We start from the raw sequence: 21,894 nt of genomic DNA, 5'->3' as shown, positions 1-21,894 counted from the left end.
TTCAGGCCCTTGTCATAATCGCGCCCCATGGCTTTTCTCGCCCTGGATGTCGGCAACACACGCCTGAAATGGGCGCTGTACGACGAGCCGCGTGTCGGTGCCCGGCTGATCACGCACGGGGCGCAATTCCTCGAGAACATCGAAACCCTGGAAGAGGGCGATTGGAGCCGCCTGCCCACGCCGCGCTGGGTGCTGGGCTGCGTGGTGGCGGGCGACGCGGTCAAGCGCCGCGTCGAGGAGCAGCTGGAGATGTGGGACGTGACCCCCCAGTGGGTGGTGTCGGGCAATGCCGAGGCCGGCGTGGTCAACGGCTACGACCACCCCGCGCGGCTCGGCTCCGACCGCTGGGTGGCCATGATCGGGGCGCGCCAGCGCCTGCTCGCCCAGGGCCGCCAGCGGCCGTGCGTGGTGGTGATGGTGGGCACGGCGGTCACGGTCGAGGCCATCGACGCCGGGGGCAAGTTCCTGGGCGGCCTCATCCTGCCGGGGCACGGCATCATGCTGCGCGCCCTCGAATCGGGCACCGCCGGCCTGCACGTGCCCACGGGCGACGTGCGCGACTTTCCCACCAACACCAGCGACGCGCTCACCAGCGGTGGCACCTTCGCCATTGCCGGCGCGGTGCAGCGCATGGTGGAGAACCTGAGCCGCCACTGCGGCGAGGCGCCCGTGGTCTACATGACGGGTGGTGCGGGCTGGAAGATGGCGCCGTCCATGTCCACCGAGGTCGAGCTGGTGGAGAGCCTGATTTTCGACGGGCTGCTGCACATCGCCAGCCAGCGGCTGGCGGTGGCCTGAGCGGCCCCGGCGGTCATTCAGGGCCCCAGGGCAGCATCAGCGTCAGGGCCAGCAACTGCTGGAAGGCCGGTTCGAAGCCGTCGATGATGGCCTGCGGGTCGGGGCAGAGCCCGGCGTCGGCGATCACGCCGAACTGCACCCCGCCGCCGTAGCTCAGCACCGACACGCCCAGGCCCACGGTGCCGGACTGCGGCACCCAGAACATGGTCTGCTCCAGGGTGCTGCCGCAGAACTGAAGCTTGTTGCCCGGTCCGGGCACATTGGTCATGACGGCGGTGGTCTTGCGCCCGAAGAGATTGAGCAGCGCGTCCTGCGCCGGTTTGATGAGCAGGCCCGCCACCGACAGCAGGGCAAAAGTGAGCAGCGGTTGCAGGCTTCCCTTGAGCTGGCGCATGCCTTCGCGCACGGCGTAGAGCCGCTCCACCGGGTTGGTCATGCCGATGGGCAGCAGCAGCGGCACGAGGCCGAAGCGGTTGCCCAGCTTCCAGGCGTCTTCCAGCGGCCGCAGGTTGATGGGCACCATGGCGCGGATCTCCTGGCCCGCGGTGTCGTCGCCGTGGCCGCGCAGGTACTGGCCGATGGCACCGGCCACACAGGACAGCAGCACATCGTTGACCGAGGCGTCGAAGGCGCGCCCGATGGCCTTGACCGCGTCCAGCGGGATCGGCTCGCACCAGGCCACGCGCTTGACGGCGCCGGGCGTTCCCTTGAGCCGGGTGGCCGAGTCGTCGGGCATGAGGGCGAGCGCGGCCACGTCGCTGGCGAGCTGGGCGCCGATGTGCGCCGCGCCCACGGCCTGGTCCAAGGCGCCGGCCAGGGTCTGCTGCGGCGCGGCCATGAGCGAGAGCGATTTCGCCGCGCCGCCGCCCGCCACCTGCAGGGCGCGCGCGGTGAGGTCGCCCAGCGGGCGGATCAGGGTGTCGGCCAGCCAGTCCTCGGCGCCCTCGTTGGCGCGCCTGGCCCGCCGCGCGCGCGGCGCCGGGGCCTGACCGCCGTCCACCAGGCTCATCATCACGCCGATGAGCGCGATGCCGTCGGCGATGCAGTGGTGGATGCGCGCGATCAGCGCCGAGCCGCCGGCGCAGTGCTCGATCAGCTCGAAGTGCCAGAGCGGGTGGAGGGGATCGAGCCGCTGCACGGCGAGTTGGCCCACCCGGTCCTGCAAGGCCTCCCGCTCGCCCTGGCCGCGGCGGCGGCGCAGGCGGTGCGTGGTGACGTGGCGGGCGAGATCGAAGTCGGGGTCGTCGATCCAAGCGGCGCCGGCCGCGTCCTCGCGGGCGATCTGCCGGAAACGCCTGTAGGGCAGCAGCCGCTCGCGCACCCGCTGTTCCAGCGCCTCGCGCGCCACGCCGGGTCGCAGCACCCACACGCCCACGATCATCATGAGGTTGACCGGCGAGTCCATGCGCAGCCAGGCGGTGTCGACCTTGCTCATGCGCTCGCCTTCGAGCCCGAGCGTGCTGCTCAGCGCCTGCGTGACGGCCGCGACGCGGTGGTCCATGGTGTCTCCTCGGGTGGGTTCTCTATTGTGGGCAGGCCGGGCTCCGTAAGATACCGGGACAAACCGCCATCCCCTTGGCGCCCCCCTTCAGGAGACCCCATGTCCGACCTCAAAGCCCGTTTCGAGACCGCCGTCGCCAATTCCAAGAAGCTCGCCGAGCGCCCCGACAACGCCACGCTGCTCAAGATCTACGGCCTCTACAAGCAGGCCACCGCGGGCGACAACACCGAAAAGAAGCCGGGTTTCAGCGACATGGTGGGCCGCGCCAAATGGGACGCCTGGAACGGCTTCAAGGGCGCCTCGTCCGACGACGCGATGCAGCAGTACATCGATCTCATCGAGAGCCTCAGCTGACGCCCCCGCCGCGCTGCGCGCGACCCCCTCCAGGGGGCGGCACCTGAGGCCTGGCCAAGCCGGTTCCTCGGTGCCACGGGATCAAGTCACCTGGGCGCCTAGGTGGTTTTCTTTTTGGCGGCCGCCTTCTTCGCGGCGGGCTTCTTCGCCGCCAGCAGGGTGTCCAGGTTTTTCACGATCTCGGCCTCGATGCGCTCCTTGAAGGCACCGAGCAGGAAGCCGAGCTTGGCGTCGAGCACGAAGCGGTCGCCCTCGACCCGCAGGCAACCGCTGACGCCCGAGCGCGTGAACTGCACGGCGTCCTCGCGGGCGCCTTCTTCGTAGGTGCAGCTCATGTCGAACTCTTCCTCGGCCTGCTCGGCCCATTTCCAGGCCAGCTGCCGTGCGGCCGCCAGGCCCAGGGCGTGTTCGCGTTCGATGTGGATGTCGGCCATGGGACGGGGTCTCCTGGTGTTCAGCGGGTGATCGCCAGCGCCTGCAGGCGCTGGTGGCGCTCGGCCTGGGGCAGGGCGGCGAGCGTGCGCACCGCATCATAGAAGCGCGCGAAGTCGCGGCCCTCGCGTGCGAACAGGGCTTCGAAACCGGGCACCAGCTGGTCGTAGGCGCCTTGGGCGCCCAGCAGGGCGTTGTTGGCGCGCGCCACCCAGGGGTCGTAGGCCGCGAAGCCGCCCCAGAAGGCCTTCAGCGCCTCGTACTCGCGGCGGAAGTCGGCCATCACCCGCGCTTTGCGCTCGAGCTTGGCCGCGTCGTCGAGCGAGGCGTCGCCATACACCGCCTGCAGCCGCGCGCGCACCGAGGCGGTGAGGGCGCGGAAGGCGCGGCGGCGCTGGTCGAAGGCTTCGTACGCCACGCGCGCGCCGGGCGTGGACGCTTGCGCCAGCCAGCGCTGCACGCCCAGCCGCTCCACCGCCGTGGCGAAGGACTCGTTGAAGGTGGTGTCGTCCTTGGCATAGACCACCTGGTGCGCCAGCTCGTGGAACAGCAGGCGGGCGAGTTCGCCCTCTGGCTGGCGAATGAAGGTGTTGAGCAGCGGGTCGCCGCCGGCCCAGTTCATCCAGCCCAGGGTGGAGTAGGCGGGCACCGGGTACACGGCCACCTCCAGACCCCGGTCCAGGCCGGCGGCGAAGGCGCGCGCGTCGGCCTCGCGGTAGTAGCCGCGGTAGCCCACGCAGCCGGCCACGGGGAAGCACCAGGTCTGCAGGCTGAGCGAGAGCGCCGGTGCGGCCACCACGTTGTAGACGGCGGCGTTGCGCCCCAGGTCGGCGTAGCGGTGGTAGCTGGCGTTGTCGGGCAGGCCCAGTTCGCTCACCGCGAAGGCGCGCAGGCGCTGGGCGAGCAGCAGGCGGTCTTTCAGTGGCCCGGGCGTGCCGGCGTCGGCCAGCCAGTCGTCGATGGGGCGGGCGCGCCACATCAGGTCGACGTGGCCGCTGAGCGACTGCCAGTAGTAGCCCAGGCCCTGCGTGCGGGCGCAACCCGAGACCAGCGCCGTCGCCGCCAGCAGCAGCGCGGCCGCGCGCATCAGGCCGAGGCCTCCAGCGGCGCCACCTGCACGTGGCAGTCGTAGAAGGTGGGGCCGCGGCCCATGTCGGTGAGGCGCTGGCTGGTCACCTCGTTGACGTTGGTGCCGAAGGGGCCGAGCTTGCGCCACCAGATGCCCAGGCCGTTGACCACGCCGGGGCGCGCGCGCTCGGACACCTCGGCCACGCAGCGGTACTCCCCGCGCGGGTTGAACACGCGCACCATCTGACCGCTGGCGATGCCGCGCGGCGCGGCGTCGTCGGCGTGGATTTCCAGCCGCGGCTGGCCCTCGATGCCGCGCAGGCTGGCGACGTTGACGAAGCTGCTGTTGAGGAAGTTGCGGGCGGGCGGCGAGATCATCGCCAGCGGGTAGTCGGGGTTTGCGCCGCCGGGCTCGGCGTTGGGGATGTGGTCGGGCAGCGGGTCCAGGCCCTGGGCGGCCAGACGCTCGCTGTGGAACTCGCAGCGGCCGGACGGCGTGGGGAAGCCGCCCTCGGCGTAGGGCGCTTCGGGCTCCGGCAGCGTGGCCCAGCCGACGTCCAGCAACTGCTGGAAATCGACCCGGTCGCCGAAGGCCGTGCGGCACAGCGTGAGGTCGTCGTCGGCGAAGCAGGGGTCGTCGAAGCCCAGGCGCGCGGCCAGGGCGCGGAAGACCTCGGTGTTGGGGCGCGCCTGGCCCTGCGGGGCGATGGCCGGGCGGTTGAGCAGCACGTCGGTGTGGCCGTAGCTGGTGTGGATGTCCCAGTGCTCGTGCTGCGTGGTGGCCGGCAGGATGTAGTCGGCGAAGTCGGCGGTGTCGGTCTGGAAGTGCTCCAGCACCACGGTGAACAGGTCGTCGCGCGCGAAGCCCTTGACCACCCGGCCCGAGTCGGGCGCCACCGCCACTGGGTTGCTGTTGTAGACGATCAGCGCCTCGACCTTCGGACCGAAGGCGGGCGAGGCCTCGCGCAGCAGGTCGTCGCCGATGGTGCTCATGTTGATGGTGCGCGGCGCGCGCCCGGCCAGCAGCTCGGGCCGCTGCAGCTCGGCGCGGCGCACCGGGAACAGGCCGGAGCTGGACAGCAGCAGCCCGCCCGCGCGGTGCCGCCAGGCGCCCACCAGCGCCGGCAGGCAGGCCACCGCGCGGGCGGCGTTGCCGCCGCCGCGCACGCGCTGCATGCCATAGTTCAGGCGGATCGCGGCGGGCTTCGTGGTGCCGTAGGCGCGGGCCAGCTCAGTGATCTGCCGTTCGGCAATGCCGCAGACCTCGGCCGCGCGCGCGGGCGGCCACTGCAGGGCGCGCGCGCGCAGGCCCTCCCAGCCCAGGGTGTGGCGGGCGATGTAGTCGTGGTCCAGCCAGTCGTGGACGATCAGCTCGTGCATCAGCGCCAGCGCCAGGGCGGCGTCGGTGCCGGGGCGGATGGCCAGGTGCTCGTGGCACTTCTCGGCGGTTTCGCTGCGCCGGGGGTCGATGCAGACCAGGCGCGCGCCGTCGCGCTTGGCCTGCTGGGCGAGCCTCCAGAAGTGCAGGTTGCTGGCGATGCTGTTGCTGCCCCAGATCAGGATCAGCCGGGCCTCGGCGAAGTGCTCCACCCTCATGCCGACCTTGCCGCCCAGGGTCTGGGTCAGGCCCTCGCTGCCGGCCGAGGCGCAGATGGTGCGGTCCAGGAACGAGGCGCCCAGGCGGTGGAAGAAGCGCGCGGCCATGCCCTCGCCCTGCACCAGGCCCATGGTGCCGGCGTAGCTGTAGGGCAGGATGGCCTGCGGGTCGCGTGCGGCGATGGCCTTCAGGCGGGCGGCGATATCGTCCAGCGCCTCGTCCCAGCCCACCGGCTCGAAGCGCCCGCTGCCCTTGGGGCCCGTGCGGCGCAGGGGTTGCAGCAGGCGCTCGGGGTGGTGGGTGCGCTCGGCGTAGCGCGAGACCTTGGTGCAGAGCACGCCGTCGGTGTGGCGGTGCGCGGGGTTGCCCTGCACCCGCACGGCGCGGCCATTCTCCACCGTGGTCAGCAGGGCGCAGGTGTCGGGGCAGTCGTGCGGACAGGCGCCGCGGACAACAAGTGATGCTTCTGTCATGGCGGAATGGGGGTGTGGCCAAGCGATCATAGGCCGCCGCGTCCGCCCGTTCCGGGGCGCCGCCTGGCGGATGCCCCTGCAGGCATATGAACGCTTGTTTATACCCTTGCGGCTGTCCGAGCCCGTTCCGTCCCCCGAGGAGCCTGCCATGAGACGTCGCCGCCTGCTGACCGCCACCGGTTCCGCCGCCCTGCTGCCCGGCCTGGCCCTGCTGCCCGCCCGCGCCAGCGCCCAGGGGGCCTCCGCCGGCCTGAACGACACCACGCTTGTGCTGGGCCAGTCGGCCCCCTTCAGCGGCGCGGCGGAGCAGCTGGGCCTGCAGTTCCACCTGGGCGCCCAGCTCTTCTTCGAGCAGCTCAATGCCAAGGGTGGCGTGCACGGCCGGCGCATCGACCTCAAGCGCCTGGACGACGGCTACGAGCCCGACCGCTGCGTGGCCAACACCCGCCAGTTCATCGGCGAGGGCGTGTTCGCGCTGTTTGGCTACATCGGCACGCCCACCAGCGTGGTGGCGCTGCCACTGGCCACCGAGGCCAAGGTCCCGTTCTTCGCGCCTTTTTCGGGCGCCGAGGCCCTGCGCACGCCCTTCAATCGCTACGCCATCCACGTGCGGGCCTCGTACTTCGACGAGACGGCGGCCATCGTGCGCCAGCTCACGCAGGTGGGCATCAAGCGCATTTCGGTCTTCTACCAGAACGACGCCTACGGCAAGACCGGCCTGGAAGGCGTCACGCGCGCGCTCAAGGCCCTCAACATGGAGCCCGCGTCCACCGGCACGGTGGAGCGCAACACGGTGGACGTGGCCGAGTCGCTCAAGTCCATCCTGGCCGGGCGGCCCGAGGCGATCGTGCAGATCAGCGCCTACAAGTCCTGCGCCGCCTTCATCCGCGCGGCGCGCAAGGCCGGTTTCGCCGGCAACCTCTACAACGTGTCCTTCGTGGGCACCCAGGCCCTGCTCGACGAGCTCGGCAAGGACGCGCGCGGCGTGGCGGTGAGCCAGGTCATGCCGTTTCCGTACAGCCCGGCCACGTCCCTGTCGGGCGAGTACCTGGCCGCCGTGCGCGCCAAGCAGGGCCGCGCGCCCAACTACTCCGGCATCGAGGGCTACGTGGCCGCCAAGGTGTTCACCGAGGCGCTCAGCCGCGCGGGCCGCGGCCTCAGCCGCGAGGGCTTCATCAACGCCATCGAAGGCATCCGGGGCCTGGACCTGGGTGGTTTCCCGGTGGACTTCGGGCCCAACAAGCACACCGGCTCCCGGTTCGTGGAGCTCACCCTGCTGACCGAGGACGGGCGCGTGCGGCGCTGAAGCGCGGGCCCCCGAGGCCTTGCCCGACGGCCGCGCGGGGCTGTCGCCGCGGGCACGCGCGGCGGCGCCTGCTACCGCTACCATGCCCGGTTTCGGAGACCGGACATGAAGCTCATCGATTCCATCGTTACCCAGGCCGCGGGCATCGCGGCCGTGCGGCGCGACATCCACGCACACCCCGAACTCTGCTTCGAGGAGGTGCGCACCGCCGACCTCGTCGCCGCCAAGCTCACCGAATGGGGCATCCCGATCCACCGCGGCATGGGCACCACCGGCGTGGTGGGCATCGTGCACGGCCGCGACGGCGGCGCCTGCGGCCGCGCCATCGGCCTGCGCGCCGACATGGACGCCCTGCCCATGCAGGAGCACAACCGCTTCGCCCACGCCAGCCAGCACGCCGGCAAGATGCACGCCTGCGGCCACGACGGCCACACCGCCATGCTGCTGGCCGCGGCCCAGCACTTCGCCAAGCACCGCCACTTCGACGGCACGGTTTACCTGATCTTCCAGCCGGCCGAAGAGGGCGGCGGCGGCGCGCGCGAAATGATCAAGGACGGCCTGTTCAGCGAGTTTCCGATGGAAGCGGTGTTCGGCATGCACAACTGGCCCGGCCTGCCCACGGGCAGCTTCGCGGCCAGCGCCGGGCCGGTCATGGCGTCCACCAGCGAATTCAAGATCACCATCCGCGGCAAGGGCGGGCACGCCGCGCTGCCCCACACCGGCATCGACCCGGTGCCGGTGGCCTGCCAGATGGTCATGGGCTTGCAGACGATCATCACGCGCAACAAGAAGCCGGTGGACGCGGGCGTGATCTCGGTCACCATGATTCACACCGGCGAGGCCACCAACGTGGTGCCCGACCACGCCGAGCTGCAAGGCACCGTGCGCACCTTCACCTACGAGGTGCTCGACCTGATCGAAAAGCGCATGAAGGAAATCGCCGAGCACACCTGCGCGGCTTATGGCACCGCTTGCGAATTCGAGTTCAAGCGCAATTACCCGCCCACCGTGAACCACCCGGCCGAGACCGCCTTCGCGCGCGAGGTGCTGGCCGAGATCGTCGGTCCCGAGCGCGTGCTGGCGCAGGAGCCCACCATGGGCGCCGAGGACTTCGCCTACATGCTGCAGGCCAAGCCGGGCTGCTACGTGTTCATCGCCAACGGCGACGGCGGCCACCGCGAGGTCGGCCATGGCGAAGGGCCCTGCGTGCTGCACAACCCGAACTACGACTTCAACGACGACCTGATCCCCCTGGGCGCCACCTACTGGGTGCGCCTGGCCGAGAAATGGCTGGCCCAGCCGCGCGCGAACGGGGGTGCGGCGTGATCGAGATCCGCGACGCGTTCTCCCCGACCTACGCCAAGGCCCGGGTCAAGTTCCTCGAGGCCGCCGCCGCGGCGGGCCTGGCCATCCGCAGCCACGAGCACCCGCTCAAGGGCCGCGAGGGCGAAACCCTGGCCATGGACACCGCCCTCGATGGCTCGCCCGACGCCGAGCAGCTGCTCATCGTGAGCAGCGCCTGCCATGGCGCCGAAGGCTTCTGCGGCTCCGGCGTGCAGGTGCACGCCCTGCACGACGCCGAGTGGCGCGCCAAGGCGCGCGACGCCGGCGTGGCGGTGCTCTACATCCACGCGCTCAACCCGCACGGCTTTTCCTGGCTGCGCCGCGTGACGCACGAGAACGTGGACCTGAACCGCAACTTCCAGGACTTCTCCGGCCCCCTGCCGGTGAACGAGGACTACGCCGATCTGCACCACCTGCTGCTGCCGCACGAGTGGCCGCCCACGGCCGAGAACGAAGCGGCCGTGCGCGGCTGGATCGCCCGGCGCGGCATGACCGCCTTCCAGGCCGCCATCACCATGGGCCAGCACCGCTTCGCCGACGGCCTGTTCTTCGGCGGCACCGCGCCCACCTGGAACAACGACACGGTGCGCCGGGTGCTGCGCGAGCAGGCCGGGCGCGCGCGCCGCGTGGCCTGGATCGACCTGCACACCGGCCTGGGTCCCAGCGGCCTGGGCGAGCGCATCTTCGCCTGCCGCGACGACGCGGCCGCCTTCGCGCGCGCCAAGGCCTGGTGGGGCGGCGACGGCGCCACCCCCATCACCTCCATCTACGACGGCTCGTCCACCTCGGCCCTGCTCACCGGCCTGATGTGGGTGTCCATCTACCAGGAATGCCCGCAGGCGGAGTACACCGGCATCGCGCTGGAATACGGCACGGTGCCCATTCCCGAGGTGATCGATGCGCTGCGCGGCGACCACTGGCTGCACCAGCACCCCGATGCGCCGGCCGAGCTGCAGGCGGCCATCAAGCAGCGCGTCAAGGACGCCTTCTACACCGACACCGACGTCTGGCGCGGCCAGATCGTGAGCCAGGCGCGCCAGGCCATGTTCCAGGCGGTCGACGGCCTGAAGGGCTGAAGGCCCTGTGATCGAGGCGTGAATTCCACCGCGCCGCCGCGCCGCGGCCCGGTTCTCCCGACGTCAAATGCCGGCCCGCGCGCCACCGGGGCGCCGCGTGCAAGGAGCACCGATGGAGATCGAATGGGGTTCGCGCTACGAGTTGCCGCCGCCGCGGCCCGAGCTGCCGGCCGCCTGGGCCCTGGAAGAGCTGGCCGACGAGCTGATGCGCCTGCGGGTGGGCGGCGTCAACCCCAGGCTGCTGGGTGTGCCCGACGCGTTCGGCGCGGGCGGCTGGTGCATCCACCCGGAGGGCCCGGTCTGGGTGGTCTACTACGCCGAAGGGGGGCGCCGCTGGCGCCCCTCGGTGTTCACCAGCCCCTTCGACGCCGCCAACTTTTACCTGTGGCTGCACCTGGCCGACATGGCGCCAGCGGCGCGCGGCGCGGCGCGCTTCCTGGGCTTTTCGCTCAGCGCTGGTACGCCGACGACAGCGCCATGAGGTGCTGGCGCTGCGCCGGCTCCAGGTAGGGGGCGAGCTGGTGCAGCACGTGCTGCGCGCCGCGCAGCAGCGCCGCCTGCGCGTGGTCGGGCTCCAGGGCGTGGCGCGGGTCGCGCACGTACTCGAAGCTCAGCCAGAACGTGAGCAGGGCCACCATGCCATCGGCCGTGGGGTCGAGTTCGCGGCTGTCGATCTGGACCGCGCCCGAGCGGCCCAGGCCGCCCAGCAGCTGGCGGATGGCGCGCGTCTTGGCCGCCAGCAGGCCCTGAAAACGCGTCTCCAGCAGGCGGTTCTTGGACAGCAGGTCGTTCAGGTCGCGGTAGAGGAAGCGGTACTCCCAGATGCGCTCGAACAGCGAGTGCAGGAAGAACCAGGCGTCTTCCACGTGGCGCACGCCCTCGGCCGCACCCAGCAACTCGTTCAGGGACCGCTCGTAGCGCTCGAACAGCGAGTTGATGAGCTCGTCCTTGGCCGGGTAGTGGTAGTACAGGTTGCCGGGGCTGATGCCCAGTTCGGCCGAGATCAGCGTGGTGGAGACGTTGGGCTCGCCGAAGCGGTTGAACAGCGCCAGCGTGGCTTCCAGGATGCGTTCGGCCGTGCGGCGCGGGGCTTTCTTGGGCATGCGCGCGGGGTTCAGTGGAATGCCCGCCGCGGGGCTGAGCGCCTTGGGAGCGGCCCGGCGGCGCGCTCTGCGGTGGCCGGCAGGCGGCGCTGCAGTTCGTCGAGCACGCGGTGCAGCCGCGTGGCCACGGCGCTGTCGGCGGGTCGGTAGCGCGTGTCGATCAGGCGGCGTTCCGGGTCGGCGAGCGCGGCGTGGTCGATGGTGATGCCGTGGCGCGCCAGCTGCGGCGCCAGGCGGCCCGCGCGCAGCCGCAGCAGCGCGCGGGTGCGCTGGAAGGCGTGTTCGGCCATTTCGCGGCGCTGGCGGTAGCTGAAGGTGTTGGCGAAGAACAGCTCGGCATCGCGCTGGTCGGGCTCGATCAGCACGATGTCGGTGTGGGGGTAGATGCGCTCGTAGCGCTCGAAGGCCAGCACCAGGCGCGAATGGATCATGGAGCGGAAGGTCTGGCTCATCACCACCGGCAGCCCACCCTCCACCAGCGCGGGAATGCGGCCGCCGTGCGTCGATTCCGGGGTGGCGTGGTAAGGCACCAGGGGATTGAGGCACAGCAGCAGGTCCACGCCGTCGTCCAGGGCGACCGAGGCGTGCATGGTCTTCTTGAGCGCGCCGTCCACGTAGTGGCGCCCGCCGATCTGCACCGGCGGGAACAGGCCAGGCAGGGCGGCGCTGGCCTGGATGGCGCGCGAGATCGGCACCTGGTCCCAACCCGGCTGGCCGAAGGGCGCCGCCTCGCCGGTGTCCAGGTCGGTGGCCACCAGGGTCAGGCGCGCGCGCAGGTCGCTGAAGCGGTTGCTGCGGCCGGGCCGGCTGAACAGCCGGGCGATCTCGCGGTGGATGGTGTCGTTGTCGAGCACGCCGGCGGGCAGCGCGGCCCCCAGTCGCTCCAGTGCCTGGCTCAAGGCCTTGCCCTGGACCAGCCAGGACCAGGCGGCCTCGCCCGCCAGGCGCGGCAGCGTGCGCAGCCGCTGGGCGAACTCGCCCCAGGCCGGCTGCATCAGCCAGGCCGGGTCGAAGCCGTCGAGCCGGGGCCGGTCCTCGATGAAGGTCTCGCACAGTTCGCGCGGCGTGATGCCATTGGCCAGCGCGGCGGCGATGAAGCCGCCCGCCGACACGCCCACGTAGTGCTCGCAGGCGTTGAGGTCCAGGCCGTCGAGCGAGTCGTCGAGCGCGCACAGGGCGCCGATCTCGTAGATGGCACCGAGCGGGCCGCCACCGGCCAGGGCCAGCCCGATGCGCGGCGGACGTGGGCCGGTGCGGGTACGCGGGGGGGTACGGCTCATGCGAGCGAGTGTAGGGGGCGCCCCGGCTCAAGCGTGCTGCGCTGCAGCAGCGCGGCTCAGGTGGCGGCCTTCTTCGCCGCGGCTTTGCGGGCGGGGCTGCGCTTGGCGGGCGCCTTGCGGGGCGCGGCCTTGGCGCTGGCCGAGGCCTTGCGCGCGGGCTTGGTGGCCACGTCCACGCCGCCGAGCTTGAGCACCTGCTGGTTGAGCGCCTCGATGCGCTCCATCAGCGCCTCGACGTCGCGCGCCGAGGGCACGCCCAGCTTGCCCAGGGCCTTGGCCACGCGCTCCTCGAACAGGCTCTCCAGCTTGTCCCACTGGCCGGCGGCCTTGCTCTGGATGTCGTTGGCCATGCTGCTCACGCGGCTGGTGGCCTCGCTGATGCGCTCCTCGGCCGCGGTCTGGGTTTTGCGCTGGATGTTGATGCCTTCCTTGACCAGGGTCTCGAAGGCCTTGCCGCCTTCCGCCTGCGCCTTGGCGAAGGCGCCGAGGCCGGCCAGCCAGATCTGCTGGGCCGATTCCTTGATGGCGCCGGCCAGCGGCGAGGCGCCGCTGCCCTTCTCGTCGCCGCCATTGGTGCGGGCGCTGCCGCCCTTCTTCTGGATCTTCTTGACCATGCTTCGGGCTCCTGAATGGTGGTTGCTGCGGATGCGCTGGCGGCCTGCGGGGCGTCGCCATTGCCGCGCATGGTGGCGGCCCGCGCCGGGCCTGTGTAGGGGCATGCGACTAAATCGGCCACGGGTTTCTGCGGACTGGGCCGCCCGATCGCGTGCAACAGAATCGCGAGCGATGCCCTTGGCGGCACCCCAGCAACAACACACAGGAGCCCCCCATGCAGTACTTCGTGACCGGAGCCACCGGCTTCATCGGCAAGCGCCTCGTTCGCCGGCTGCTGCAGCGAAAGGGGGCGGTGGTGCACTTCCTGATCCGGCGCGAAAGCGAAGGCAAGGTGGCGGCGCTGCGCGATTACTGGGGCGTGGGGCCGGCGCGCGCCGTGCCGGTGTTCGGCGACCTCACCGAGAAGAAGCTCGGCGTCTCGGCCGACGACGTGAAGGCCCTCAAGGGGCAGATCGACCACTTCTTTCACCTGGCCGCGGTGTACGACCTGGGCGCCGACGAGGAGAGCCAGGTGGCCGTCAACATCGACGGCACGCGCCACACGCTGGAGCTGGCCAAGGCCATCGGTGCGGGCCACTTCCACCACGTTTCGTCCATCGCCGCGGCGGGCTTGTACGAGGGCGTGTTCCGCGAGGACATGTTCGAGGAGGCCGAGAACATCGACCACCCCTATTTCATGACCAAGCACGAGAGCGAGAAGCTGGTGCGCGCCGAGAGCAAGCTGGCCTGGACCGTGTACCGCCCGGCGATGGTGGTGGGCGACAGCCAGACCGGCGAGATGGACAAGATCGACGGCCCCTACTACTTCTTCAAGCTGATCCAGCGCATGCGCCAGATCCTGCCGCCGTGGATGCCCAGCATCGGCCTCGAGGGCGGGCGCATCAACATCGTGCCGGTGGACTTCGTGGTCAATGCGCTCGACCACATCGCCCATGGCCCGCGCCAGGGCGGCGAGTGCTTCCACCTGGTGGACCCGGTGGGCTACCGCGTGGGCGATGTGCTCGACATCTTCAGCAAGGCCGCGCACGCGCCCAAGATGAACCTGTTCGTCAACGCGGCGCTGCTGGGCTTCATCCCGAAGAGCGTCAAGAAGGGCCTGATGGCCCTGGCGCCGGTGCGCCGCGTGCGCGACGCGGTGATGAAGGACCTGGGCCTGCCCGAGGACATGCTCACCTTCGTCAACTACCCCACACGCTTCGACTGCCGCGGCACGCTGGCCGCGCTCAAGGGCAGCGGCGTGGAGTGCCCGAACCTGAAGGACTACGCCTGGCGCCTGTGGGACTACTGGGAGCGCCACCTCGACCCCGACCTGCACCGCGACCGCAGCCTCAGGGGGACCGTCGCGGGAAAGGTGGTCCTGGTCACGGGCGGTAGTTCCGGCATCGGCCTGGCGGCGGCGCACACCTTCGCCGAGGCCGGTGCCACCACCATCATTTGCGGCCGTGACCAGGACAAGCTCGACGAGGCCTGCAAGGAGGCCAAGGCCAAGGGATACCAGTTCATCGCCTACCCGGCCGACATCGCCGACATGGCTGATTGCGACCGCTTCGTGCAGCTGCTGGTGCAGCAGCACGGCGGTGTGGACTTCCTCATCAACAACGCCGGCCGCTCCATTCGCCGCGCCATCGAGGGCAGCTACGACCGCTTTCACGACTTCGAGCGCACCATGCAGCTCAACTACTTCGGCTGCCTGCGCGTGACCATGGGCCTGCTGCCGGGCATGGTGCAGCGGCGCCGGGGGCATGTGGTCAACATCAGCTCGATCGGCGTGCTCACCAACGCGCCGCGCTTCTCGGCCTACGTGGCCAGCAAGGCGGCGCTGGACGCCTGGACGCGCTGCGCCAGCAGCGAGTTCGCCGACCAGGGCATCACCTTCACCACCATCAACATGCCCCTGGTGCGCACGCCCATGATCGCGCCCACCAAGATCTACAACAACGTGCCCACGCTGAGCCCCGAGGAGGCCGCCGACATGATCGCCCAGGCCTGTATCGACAAGCCGGTGCGCATCGCCACCCGCCTGGGCGTGACCGGCCAGGTGATGCACGCGCTGGTGCCGCGCATCGCGCAGGTCGTGATGAACACCAGCTTTCGCATGTTCCCGGACTCGGCGGCGGCCAAGGGCGAGAAGGGCGCGAAGGCGCAGCTGTCGCCCGAGGCGATCGCCATGCAGCAGATGATGCGGGGCATCCATTTTTGAAGTCCCCCCGCGGCGCCTTGCACCACCCGCCGAGGGGGCAACACCTGCGGCCCGGCGAAGCCGTTTCCGCGGTGTTTCGGGGTTGAGGGCCTGGCGTTCGGTGCCTCTCTAGAATCGCGGTTTTGCTTCTCTCGGAAGAACCTCGCGCATGTCCACCGCCCCCGACATCACCACCATCGCACCGCGCGACCGCGCGGAAATCCTCGCCCAGGCGCTGCCCTACATCCGGCAGTTCCACGGCAAGACCATGGTCATCAAGTACGGCGGCAACGCCATGACCGATCCGGCCCTGCAGCAGGATTTCGCCGAGGACGTGGTGCTGCTCAAGCTGGTGGGCATCAACCCGGTGGTGGTGCACGGCGGCGGCCCGCAGATCGAGACCCTGCTCAAGCGCCTGGGCAAGAAGGGCGAGTTCATCCAGGGCATGCGCGTCACCGACGCCGAGACCATGGAAGTCGTCGAGTGGGTGCTGGCCGGCGAAGTGCAGCAGGACATCGTGGGCCTGATCAACCAGGCCGGCGGCAAGGCGGTGGGCCTGACCGGCCGCGACGGCGCCATGATCCGCGCGCGCAAGCTGCGCATGGCCGACCAGGCCGACCCCTCGCGCGAGCACGACGTCGGCCAGGTCGGCGACATCGTGGGCATCGATCCGGCGGTGGTGAAGGCCCTGCAGGACGACCAGTTCATCCCGGTGGTGAGCCCGATCGGCTTCGGCGAGCACAACGAGAGCTACAACATCAACGCCGACGTGGTGGCCGCCAAGCTGGCCACCGTGCTGCAGGCCGAGAAGCTGCTCATGCTCACCAACATCCGCGGCGTGCTCGACAAGGACGGCCAGCTGCTCACCGAGCTCACGCCGCGCCGCATCGACGAGTTGGTGGCCGACGGCACCATCTCCGGCGGCATGATCCCCAAGATCGCCGGGGCGCTGGACGCCGCCAAGAGCGGCGTGAACGCGGTGCACATCATCGACGGCCGCGTGCCGCACGCGCTGCTGCTCGAGGTGCTGGGCAACGAGCCCTTCGGCACCATGATCAAAAGCCACTGATCCCATGCGCCTGCTGCTGGTCGAGGACGACGTCATGGTCGCCAGCGGCATCAAGCTGGGCCTGGCCGACGCGGGCTACACCGTCGACTGGGTGGGCAGCGCCGAGCGCGCCGAGCAGGTGCTGGCGCGCGAGGGCTTCGACGCCGCCATCCTCGACATCGGCCTGCCCGGTGGCGACGGCCTGGCGCTCACGCGCCACATCCGCGCGCAGGGCCTGGCGCTGCCGGTGCTGATCCTCACCGCGCGCGACGCGCTGCACGACCGCGTGCAGGGCCTGGACCTCGGCGCCGACGACTACATGGTCAAGCCCTTCGAGCTGCCCGAGCTGCTGGCCCGCCTGCGCGCGCTGCTGCGCCGCTCCCAGGCCGCCACCTCGGCCGTGCTGGGCTTCGGCGCGCTGGAGATGGACACCGCGCACCGGCGCGTCACGCTCGCGGGCCAGCCGCTGGAGCTGGGCCCGCGCGAATGGACCGTGCTCGAGTACATGCTGATGCAGACCCCCAAGCCCGTGGCCAAGGACAAGCTGCTGGCCGCGCTCACCGGCTGGGACAAGGAAATCACGCCCAACGCGATCGAGGTCTACGTCTCGCGGCTGCGCGCCAAGCTGGAGCCGGCGGGCATCGCGGTGCGCGCCATCCGCGGTTTCGGCTACCGCCTGGAGTGCGCCGATGCCGCGGGTCGTGCCGACGCCTGAGCCCGGCGCACCGCGCGACCTGATCGGCGGCCTGCGGCGCCGCCTCATGGTCATGCTGCTGGCCACCATCGGGGCCATCGGCGCGGCCACGGTGGCCTTCCACTACCAGGGCGCGGGCACCGCCGCGCTGCAGCAGGACCAGCGCCTGCTGCGCCTGGTGCCCATGCTGGCCGATTCGGTGGTGGTGCCGCGCGGTGGTGCCCCCACCGATGGCACCGACCTCACCCTGCTGATGGCGCCCCCGATCCAGGAGTTCCTGGCCGACCGCGACGGCCACACCGCCGTGGGCGTGTTCAGCCCGCAGGGCGAGCGCCTGGTCGGCGCCGACTGGCTGCCGGTGCTGCTGCCCACCACCGAGGCCCCCGAGTTCGTGAGCGTGGTCGATGCTGGCGTCACGCACCGCGTGGTCGCCCAGCGCGCGGTCACCGAGGCGGGCGAGCTCATCCTGGTGCTGGCCGACGGCAGCGACGCGCGCCAGCACTGGCTGCGCAACGTGCTGCTGCGCGTGCTCCTGCCCAACCTGGCCCTGTTCGCTGTGGCCGCGGGCGTGCTGGGCTGGGGCGTCACGCGCGCGCTGCAGCCGCTCATGGACCTGAGGCAGGCGGTGGAGCGGCGCTCGCCGCGCGACCTGAGTCCGATCGACGAGCGCCAGACGCCGGCCGAGGTGCGCCCGCTGGTCAACGCCCTGAACCGCCTGTTCGCGCGTGTCAACGAGCAAAGCGACACCCAGCGGCGCTTCGTGGCCGACGCCGCGCACCAGCTGCGCACGCCGCTGGCCGGACTGCAGGCCCAGGTGGAGGCCTGGGCCCAGGCGGCGCGCAGCATGGGCGCGGGCGACCTGCTGAGCCTGCGCGCCGAGCAGGTGCTGCGCCTGCGCGACGCCACGCGCAACACCACCCAGCTCGCCAACCAGTTGCTGGCCTTGTCGCGGGCCGACGCGCTGCGCGACGACGATACGGCCCGCGAGACGGTGGACCTGGCCGAGCTCTGCGAGACCGTGCTCGCGCATTTCCTGGACGCCGCCGGCGCGCGCCGCATCGACCTGGGGCTGGAGGCGGCGCCCGCGCGCGTGCAAGGCCACGCCTGGCTGCTGCGCGAACTGCTGATCAACCTGGTGGACAACGCCATCAAATACACCCCCGTGGGTGGCGCCGTCACCCTGCGCTGCGGTCAGGGCGATGGCGGGGCGGGCGCGGCTTGGATCGAGGTGGAGGACGACGGCCCCGGCATCGCGCCGGCCGAGCGTGCGCGCGTCCTGCAGCGCTTTTACCGCGTGCCCGGTACCGGCGGCAGCGGGCACGGCCTGGGCCTGGCGATTGCCGATGGCATCGCGCGCGTACACCACACGCAGCTGCGGCTGGGCAGCGGTGCCGCGGGGCATGGCCTGTGCGTGCGCGTGGTTTTCGATGCGGTTGCCCACTAGCTGCGCAGACCGCGCCGATGCTGGGTAACCAGATGTAGCCGGCTGTGCGAGAATGCCGCGCGAATACCCCCGAGCCCCCTCGGGGGCCGCGTCCACCGGACTGACAGCCACCTCACGGACCACCGACCATGACCCCTGCTGCCGCGCCCGACAGGCCCTCGCCCGACGACGACACGCTGGACGCCGCGTCCGCCACGGAAGCGGTCGAAGCCACCGGCCGCAAGCGGCCCAAGCCGGGCGAGCGCCGCGTGCAGATCCTGCAGGCCCTGGCCACCATGCTCGAGCAGCCCGGTGCCGAGCGCATCACCACCGCGGCCCTGGCGGCGCGGCTGGAGGTGAGCGAGGCGGCGCTGTACCGCCACTTCGCGAGCAAGGCCCAGATGTTCGAGGGCCTGATCGAGTTCATCGAACAAACCGTCTTCGGCCTCATCAACCAGCTCGACGAGCGCGAGCCCGATGCCCAGGCGCGCTGCCGCAAGCTCGTGGCCCTGCTGCTGCAGTTCGGCGAAAAGAACCCTGGCATGACGCGCGTGATGGTCGGCGACGCCCTGGTGTTCGAGAACGAACGCCTGCAGCAGCGCATGAACCTGTTCTTCGACAAGATCGAGGCCACGCTGCGCCAGAACCTGCGCGAGGCCGCCACGCTCGGCGGCGCCGCCACGCCCACGGTGGACGCGCAGGCCGACGCCTCGGTCATCACGGCCTTCTGCGTCGGGCGCCTGCAGCGCTTCGCGCGCAGCGGCTTCAAACGCTCGCCCAACGAAAGCCTGGAGCACAGCCTGGCGCTGCTGCTGCCCGGCGGGCGGGGCTGATCCGCCGCTTCAGGCGGCAGGCGCCTTGGGCGCCGGCATCGCGTCCCGGCCAGCCCGGGGCGGGCGACCGCGCGGCCAGTCCTTCGGTCGCAGCAACCCCGCCGCCTTAGGCAGCTGGCTCTAAATCAAACCCGCGCAAATGCCCTCGGGCTTGCCAGCTGCGCCGGAATCTGGGTAAAAATAGAACGACCGTTCGTTTCTTTCGGCCGACACCCCTCGGCCGATCCACCCAGGCCCCGCATGAGCGACACCACCGCCAGCCGTCCCCGCCGCGCCGCGCCCGCCAATGGCCGCTCGGCCAAGCCCCAAGCCAAGGGCCAGCAGACCAAGGCCGCCATCGTCGACGCCGCCTTGGGTCTGGCCACGCAGATCGGGCTCGAGGGCCTGTCCATCGGCGCGCTCGCCGAGGTCATGCAGATGAGCAAGTCCGGTGTCTTCGCGCACTTCGGCTCGCGCGAGGAGCTGCAGATCTCGGTGGTGCGCGAGTACCACACGCGCTTCGAGGACGAGGTTTTCTACCCCGCCATGAGCGCCCCGCGCGGCCTGCCGCGCCTGCGCGCGATGTTCGACAACTGGATGAAGCGCACCTCGGTCGAGATCGACTCGGGGTGCATCTACATCAGCGGCGCCGTCGAGTTCGACGACCGCCCCGGCCCCGTGCGCGACGCGCTCGCGAGCTCGGTCAGCACCTGGCAGGAGGCCCTGCGGCGCGCGATCGAGATCGCCGCAGAGGAGGGCCACCTGTCGGCCGACACCGACGCGTCACAGGTGGCCTTCGAAATCCACGGTCTGATTCTTGCCCTGCACTACGAGGCGCGCTTCCTGCGCAGCCCCGGCTGCCTCGACCGCGCCTGGCGCGGCTTCGGCGCCATCCTTGAGCGCAACGGCGCGCGCCAGTCCGCCGGCCGCAAGGCCTGAACGCCCCCTTTTCATCTCGACGAAACCACAGGAGAACCCACCCATGCCCGTCTACTCCCCCCCGCTGCGCGACATGCAGTTCGTGATGCACGAGGTCTTCAATGCCGTGGAGGAGCTCAAGGCCTGCCCGCCGCACGCCGACATCGACGCCGACACCATCAACGCGGTGCTGGAAGAGGGTGGCAAGTTCGCGGCCGAGGTGACCTTCCCGCTCAACATCAGCGGCGACGCGGAAGGTTGCGTGCTGGACCAGTCCACGCACGAGGTGAAGGCGCCCAAGGGCTTCAAGGAGGCCTACGCGCAATACGTGCAAGGCGGCTGGCCCGCGCTCTCCTGCGACCCGGCGTTCGGCGGCCAGGGGCTGCCCCTGATCGTGAACCAGTGCTTCTACGAGATGCTCAACAGCGCCAACCAGGCCTGGACCATGTACCCCGGCCTGTCGCACGGCGCCTACGAATGCCTGCACGCCCATGGCTCGCCCGAGCAGAAGCAGCGCTACCTGCCCAAGCTCACCAGCGGCGAATGGACCGGCACCATGTGCCTGACCGAGCCGCATTGCGGCACCGACCTGGGCCTGCTGCGCACCAAGGCCGAGCCCCAGGCCGACGGCACCTACAAGCTCACGGGCCAGAAGATCTTCATCAGCGCGGGCGAGCACGACCTGGCCGAGAACATCCTGCACCTGGTGCTCGCGCGGCTGCCGGACGCGCCCGCGGGCAGCAAGGGCATCAGCCTGTTCCTGGTGCCCAAACACCTCGTGAAGGCCGACGGCACCCTCGGCGAGCGCAACGCCATCCACTGCGGCGGCCTGGAGCACAAGATGGGCATCCATGGCAACGCCACCGCCCAGATGGTGCTCGACGGCGCCGTGGGCACCCTGGTGGGTGAACCCAACAAGGGCCTGCCCGCCATGTTCGTGATGATGAACGCCGCCCGCCTGGGCGTGGGTAACCAGAGCCTGGGCCTGACCGAAGTGGCCTACCAGAACGCCCTGGCCTACGCCAAGGACCGCATCCAGATGCGCAGCCTCTCGGGTGTGAAGGCCAAGGACAAGCCGGCCGACCCCATCATCGTGCACCCCGACGTGCGCAAGATGCTGCTCACGGCCAAGGCCTACGCCGAAGGCGGCCGCGCGCTGCTGATGTTCTGCACCCTGCTGCTCGACAAGGAGCTGCACCACCCCGACGAGAAGGTGCGCAAGGACAGCGCCGACCTCGCCGCGCTGCTCACGCCCATCGCCAAGGCCTTCCTCACCGACAACGGCTTCGAGGCCACCAACCACTGCATGCAGGTGTTCGGCGGGCACGGCTACATCAAGGAATGGGGCATGGAGCAGTTCGTGCGCGATGCCCGCATCAACATGATCTACGAGGGCACCAACACGGTCCAGAGCCTGGACCTGCTGGGCCGCAAGGTGCTGGGCAACAACGGGGCCACGCTCAAGAAGTTCGGCAAGCTCGTGGCCGCGCTGGTGGAAGAGGAGGGCGTGAACGAGAAGATGGCCGAGTTCATCAACCCGCTGGCCTACCTGGGCGAGCAGATGACCAAGTTCACCACCGAGATCGGCTTCAAGGGCCTGCAGAACCCCGATGAGGTGGGCGCGGCCGCCGTGCCTTACCTGCGCGTGGCTGGCCACCTGGTGTTCGCCTACTTCTTCGCGCGCATGGCCCAGGCCGCGCAACGCGCCATCGACGGCGGCAGCAGCGACCCGTTCTACGCCGCCAAGCTGCAGACCGCGCGCTTCTACTTCGCCAAGCTGTTCCCCGAGACGGCCACGCTGATGCGACTGGCGCGATCGGGCAGCCGGGTCCTGATGGACACCAACGAAGCCCTCGCCTGATCGATCGCCGTT

General features: G+C 70.7%; 20 protein-coding genes. 13 read left to right on the top strand and 7 right to left on the bottom strand.

The window, feature by feature from the left end; genetic code table 11:
- Window positions 1–27 precede the first annotated feature (27 nt).
- Complete coding sequence (locus JNX00_RS18060) at window positions 28–798, top strand: type III pantothenate kinase (RefSeq protein ID WP_070397129.1); 771 nt, start codon at window positions 28–30, stop codon at window positions 796–798.
- 13 nt (window positions 799–811) lie between these two features.
- On the opposite strand, the gene JNX00_RS18055 is transcribed toward JNX00_RS18060, so the two are convergent.
- Window positions 812–2,299 carry a wax ester/triacylglycerol synthase family O-acyltransferase gene (locus JNX00_RS18055; protein ID WP_204743076.1) on the bottom strand — a complete coding sequence of 496 codons (1,488 nt, stop codon included), beginning with the start codon at window positions 2,297–2,299 and terminating at the stop codon, window positions 812–814.
- Window positions 2,300–2,398: 99 nt separating this feature from the next.
- On the opposite strand from JNX00_RS18055, the gene JNX00_RS18050 reads away from it, so the two are divergent.
- A complete protein-coding gene (locus JNX00_RS18050; RefSeq protein ID WP_070397130.1) occupies window positions 2,399–2,653 on the top strand; it encodes an acyl-CoA-binding protein in 255 nt (84 codons plus the stop codon).
- Window positions 2,654–2,751: 98 nt separating this feature from the next.
- Here JNX00_RS18050 and JNX00_RS18045 read toward each other — a convergent pair whose 3' ends face one another.
- The 3 genes from JNX00_RS18045 to JNX00_RS18035 are packed head-to-tail and all read right to left on the bottom strand — an operon-like array spanning window position 2,752 to window position 6,223.
- Complete coding sequence (locus JNX00_RS18045; protein ID WP_070397131.1) at window positions 2,752–3,087, bottom strand: polyhydroxyalkanoic acid system family protein; 336 nt, start codon at window positions 3,085–3,087, stop codon at window positions 2,752–2,754.
- Between the two features lie 20 nt (window positions 3,088–3,107).
- A complete protein-coding gene (locus JNX00_RS18040; RefSeq protein ID WP_070397132.1) occupies window positions 3,108–4,172 on the bottom strand; it encodes an aminopeptidase in 1,065 nt (354 codons plus the stop codon).
- The gene (locus JNX00_RS18035) at window positions 4,172–6,223 is read right to left on the bottom strand and encodes a molybdopterin oxidoreductase family protein (protein WP_204743075.1); all 2,052 of its coding nucleotides are present in this window, start codon (window positions 6,221–6,223) and stop codon (window positions 4,172–4,174) included. Before JNX00_RS18035 ends, JNX00_RS18040 begins: the two co-directional genes overlap by 1 nt.
- A 148-nt stretch (window positions 6,224–6,371) precedes the next feature.
- On the opposite strand from JNX00_RS18035, the gene JNX00_RS18030 reads away from it, so the two are divergent.
- The 4 genes from JNX00_RS18030 (at window position 6,372) to JNX00_RS18015 (ending at window position 10,430) form a co-directional block, all read left to right on the top strand.
- Window positions 6,372–7,529 (top strand): ABC transporter substrate-binding protein, encoded by a 1,158-nt coding sequence (locus tag JNX00_RS18030; protein ID WP_204743074.1) that lies wholly within the window; start codon window positions 6,372–6,374, stop codon window positions 7,527–7,529.
- 105 nt (window positions 7,530–7,634) lie between these two features.
- On the top strand, window positions 7,635–8,855 hold the full coding sequence (locus JNX00_RS18025) for a M20 aminoacylase family protein (protein WP_204743073.1): 1,221 nt from the start codon (window positions 7,635–7,637) through the stop codon (window positions 8,853–8,855).
- The gene (locus JNX00_RS18020) at window positions 8,852–9,949 is read left to right on the top strand and encodes a M14 family metallopeptidase (RefSeq protein WP_204743072.1); all 1,098 of its coding nucleotides are present in this window, start codon (window positions 8,852–8,854) and stop codon (window positions 9,947–9,949) included. The genes JNX00_RS18025 and JNX00_RS18020 overlap by 4 nt, the downstream gene beginning before the upstream one ends.
- A 112-nt stretch (window positions 9,950–10,061) precedes the next feature.
- A complete protein-coding gene (locus JNX00_RS18015) occupies window positions 10,062–10,430 on the top strand; it encodes a hypothetical protein (protein WP_204743071.1) in 369 nt (122 codons plus the stop codon).
- On the opposite strand, the gene JNX00_RS18010 is transcribed toward JNX00_RS18015, so the two are convergent.
- From JNX00_RS18010 to JNX00_RS18000, 3 genes are read right to left on the bottom strand one after another with little or no spacing between them, the layout of a single operon-like run.
- Window positions 10,399–11,052 (bottom strand): TetR/AcrR family transcriptional regulator, encoded by a 654-nt coding sequence (locus JNX00_RS18010; protein ID WP_204743070.1) that lies wholly within the window; start codon window positions 11,050–11,052, stop codon window positions 10,399–10,401. The two genes, JNX00_RS18015 and JNX00_RS18010, sit on opposite strands and share 32 nt — an antisense overlap.
- An 11-nt stretch (window positions 11,053–11,063) precedes the next feature.
- On the bottom strand, window positions 11,064–12,332 hold the full coding sequence (locus tag JNX00_RS18005) for a patatin-like phospholipase family protein (RefSeq protein WP_204743069.1): 1,269 nt from the start codon (window positions 12,330–12,332) through the stop codon (window positions 11,064–11,066).
- Between the two features lie 56 nt (window positions 12,333–12,388).
- A complete protein-coding gene (locus tag JNX00_RS18000) occupies window positions 12,389–12,946 on the bottom strand; it encodes a phasin family protein (RefSeq protein WP_070397139.1) in 558 nt (185 codons plus the stop codon).
- A gap of 215 nt (window positions 12,947–13,161) precedes the next feature.
- Here JNX00_RS18000 and JNX00_RS17995 point away from each other — a divergent pair, with 215 nt between their 5' ends.
- The 7 genes from JNX00_RS17995 to JNX00_RS17965 all read left to right on the top strand — a co-directional run bounded on the left by JNX00_RS17995 (window position 13,162) and on the right by JNX00_RS17965 (window position 21,882).
- Window positions 13,162–15,147: an SDR family oxidoreductase gene (locus JNX00_RS17995; protein WP_204743068.1), complete on the top strand. Its 1,986-nt coding sequence runs from the start codon at window positions 13,162–13,164 to the stop codon at window positions 15,145–15,147.
- A 148-nt stretch (window positions 15,148–15,295) separates the two neighbouring features.
- Window positions 15,296–16,195 (top strand): acetylglutamate kinase, encoded by a 900-nt coding sequence (gene argB, locus JNX00_RS17990; RefSeq protein WP_070397141.1) that lies wholly within the window; start codon window positions 15,296–15,298, stop codon window positions 16,193–16,195.
- 4 nt (window positions 16,196–16,199) lie between these two features.
- On the top strand, window positions 16,200–16,889 hold the full coding sequence (locus JNX00_RS17985; protein ID WP_070397142.1) for a response regulator transcription factor: 690 nt from the start codon (window positions 16,200–16,202) through the stop codon (window positions 16,887–16,889).
- Complete coding sequence (locus tag JNX00_RS17980; RefSeq protein WP_204743067.1) at window positions 16,864–18,312, top strand: ATP-binding protein; 1,449 nt, start codon at window positions 16,864–16,866, stop codon at window positions 18,310–18,312. The genes JNX00_RS17985 and JNX00_RS17980 overlap by 26 nt, the downstream gene beginning before the upstream one ends.
- A 128-nt stretch (window positions 18,313–18,440) precedes the next feature.
- Entirely contained in the window at window positions 18,441–19,124 is a 684-nt protein-coding gene (slmA, locus tag JNX00_RS17975; RefSeq protein WP_070397144.1) for a nucleoid occlusion factor SlmA, read from the top strand.
- A gap of 240 nt (window positions 19,125–19,364) precedes the next feature.
- A complete protein-coding gene (locus JNX00_RS17970) occupies window positions 19,365–20,042 on the top strand; it encodes a TetR/AcrR family transcriptional regulator (protein WP_070397145.1) in 678 nt (225 codons plus the stop codon).
- Window positions 20,043–20,085: 43 nt separating this feature from the next.
- Window positions 20,086–21,882 (top strand): acyl-CoA dehydrogenase C-terminal domain-containing protein, encoded by a 1,797-nt coding sequence (locus JNX00_RS17965; protein WP_204743066.1) that lies wholly within the window; start codon window positions 20,086–20,088, stop codon window positions 21,880–21,882.
- Window positions 21,883–21,894: the final 12 nt, after the last annotated feature.

Source organism: Hydrogenophaga sp. YM1 (genome assembly GCF_016903055.1).
Lineage (GTDB): Bacteria > Pseudomonadota > Gammaproteobacteria > Burkholderiales > Burkholderiaceae_C > Hydrogenophaga > Hydrogenophaga borbori.
This window is presented reverse-complemented; position numbering and strand designations above follow the sequence as displayed.

What these genes read in the sequence shown, in the direction of transcription:
- JNX00_RS18060 (WP_070397129.1), top strand. Translation starts at nt 28, where the DNA reads ATGGCTTTTCTCGCCCTGGATGTCGGCAACACACGCCTGAAATGGGCG.
- JNX00_RS18055 (WP_204743076.1), bottom strand. Translation starts at nt 2,299, where the DNA reads ATGGACCACCGCGTCGCGGCCGTCACGCAGGCGCTGAGCAGCACGCTC.
- JNX00_RS18050 (WP_070397130.1), top strand. Translation starts at nt 2,399, where the DNA reads ATGTCCGACCTCAAAGCCCGTTTCGAGACCGCCGTCGCCAATTCCAAG.
- JNX00_RS18045 (WP_070397131.1), bottom strand. Translation starts at nt 3,087, where the DNA reads ATGGCCGACATCCACATCGAACGCGAACACGCCCTGGGCCTGGCGGCC.
- JNX00_RS18040 (WP_070397132.1), bottom strand. Translation starts at nt 4,172, where the DNA reads ATGCGCGCGGCCGCGCTGCTGCTGGCGGCGACGGCGCTGGTCTCGGGT.
- JNX00_RS18035 (WP_204743075.1), bottom strand. Translation starts at nt 6,223, where the DNA reads ATGACAGAAGCATCACTTGTTGTCCGCGGCGCCTGTCCGCACGACTGC.
- JNX00_RS18030 (WP_204743074.1), top strand. Translation starts at nt 6,372, where the DNA reads ATGAGACGTCGCCGCCTGCTGACCGCCACCGGTTCCGCCGCCCTGCTG.
- JNX00_RS18025 (WP_204743073.1), top strand. Translation starts at nt 7,635, where the DNA reads ATGAAGCTCATCGATTCCATCGTTACCCAGGCCGCGGGCATCGCGGCC.
- JNX00_RS18015 (WP_204743071.1), top strand. Translation starts at nt 10,062, where the DNA reads ATGGAGATCGAATGGGGTTCGCGCTACGAGTTGCCGCCGCCGCGGCCC.
- JNX00_RS18010 (WP_204743070.1), bottom strand. Translation starts at nt 11,052, where the DNA reads ATGCCCAAGAAAGCCCCGCGCCGCACGGCCGAACGCATCCTGGAAGCC.
- JNX00_RS18005 (WP_204743069.1), bottom strand. Translation starts at nt 12,332, where the DNA reads ATGAGCCGTACCCCCCCGCGTACCCGCACCGGCCCACGTCCGCCGCGC.
- JNX00_RS18000 (WP_070397139.1), bottom strand. Translation starts at nt 12,946, where the DNA reads ATGGTCAAGAAGATCCAGAAGAAGGGCGGCAGCGCCCGCACCAATGGC.
- JNX00_RS17995 (WP_204743068.1), top strand. Translation starts at nt 13,162, where the DNA reads ATGCAGTACTTCGTGACCGGAGCCACCGGCTTCATCGGCAAGCGCCTC.
- argB (WP_070397141.1), top strand. Translation starts at nt 15,296, where the DNA reads ATGTCCACCGCCCCCGACATCACCACCATCGCACCGCGCGACCGCGCG.
- JNX00_RS17985 (WP_070397142.1), top strand. Translation starts at nt 16,200, where the DNA reads ATGCGCCTGCTGCTGGTCGAGGACGACGTCATGGTCGCCAGCGGCATC.
- JNX00_RS17980 (WP_204743067.1), top strand. Translation starts at nt 16,864, where the DNA reads ATGCCGCGGGTCGTGCCGACGCCTGAGCCCGGCGCACCGCGCGACCTG.
- slmA (WP_070397144.1), top strand. Translation starts at nt 18,441, where the DNA reads ATGACCCCTGCTGCCGCGCCCGACAGGCCCTCGCCCGACGACGACACG.
- JNX00_RS17970 (WP_070397145.1), top strand. Translation starts at nt 19,365, where the DNA reads ATGAGCGACACCACCGCCAGCCGTCCCCGCCGCGCCGCGCCCGCCAAT.
- JNX00_RS17965 (WP_204743066.1), top strand. Translation starts at nt 20,086, where the DNA reads ATGCCCGTCTACTCCCCCCCGCTGCGCGACATGCAGTTCGTGATGCAC.